At 60.4% G+C, this 877-nt stretch carries 1 tRNA gene and 1 rRNA gene; both read right to left on the bottom strand.

From position 1 onward, the window contains the following. Positions 1-381 precede the first annotated feature (381 nt). Positions 382-460: transfer RNA gene (locus MKL09_RS00670), tRNA-Ile, on the bottom strand. Between the two features lie 215 nt (positions 461-675). Beyond that, positions 676-877, bottom strand: a 16S ribosomal RNA gene (locus tag MKL09_RS00675); the annotation flags it as partial.

The raw sequence follows: 877 nt of genomic DNA on the forward strand, positions 1-877 counted from the left end.
ACACGGTCACAAAAAGACCAGTGATCAGATCGTTTCCGATCCAATCACCGTATGCTTGCCGAACATGACCGCCAGGGCTGACGCTTTCGCGCCCCCAACGGCCACATTCCCTCTTCACAATGTCACTGATGTCTTCGCCAACGACACGATCAACCGAACCTTACGGCCCTCATCGATCGTCTGCCGCGGCAAACTGTGTTCCAGATAGCCAAGCTCAACACCATTCACTCAGGCGGCGGCCGCAAGCGCAGCCCCAAGTCCCAAAAAATTGTAGGAACCAGACGGGATCGAACCGACGACCCCATGCTTGCACAGGTCGGGCATCCCGAACGGAGCTATGGCCCCAAGGGGTCGTCGCCAAGCATCTAACGTCCCGGTGCCTGGTCTGCCTGGGGCGCCTCGAACGGCCGACCTCACCCTTATCAGGGGTGCGCTCTAACCACCTGAGCTACAGGCCCAGAGCGATCGAGGCACGCCGCCCGGCAGGTGCCGAAGCAGGGCGCCGATCGCGCTATCTGGTGAGGAAGAGAAACGAGGACGGCGCCTGTCCCGCCAAATGGGACCCTGACAGGTCCCTGTATCCTAAATGATCCTCGATGGATGAGCCAAGGCGTGATGCCCGGGCTCGCTGGATGCCGGCCGAACCGACGCCCATCTCCAAAAAGAAATCCTTAGAAAGGAGGTGATCCAGCCGCAGGTTCCCCTACGGCTACCTTGTTACGACTTCACCCCAGTTGCTGACCCTACCGTGGTCGCCTGCCCCCTTGCGGTTGGCGCAGCGCCGTCGGGTAAGACCAACTCCCATGGTGTGACGGGCGGTGTGTACAAGGCCCGGGAACGTATTCACCGTGGCATGCTGATCCACGATTACTAGCGA

Origin of the sequence: Methylobacterium sp. J-048, assembly GCF_022829515.1 — a bacterium.
Taxonomy (GTDB): Bacteria; Pseudomonadota; Alphaproteobacteria; order Rhizobiales; family Beijerinckiaceae; genus Methylobacterium.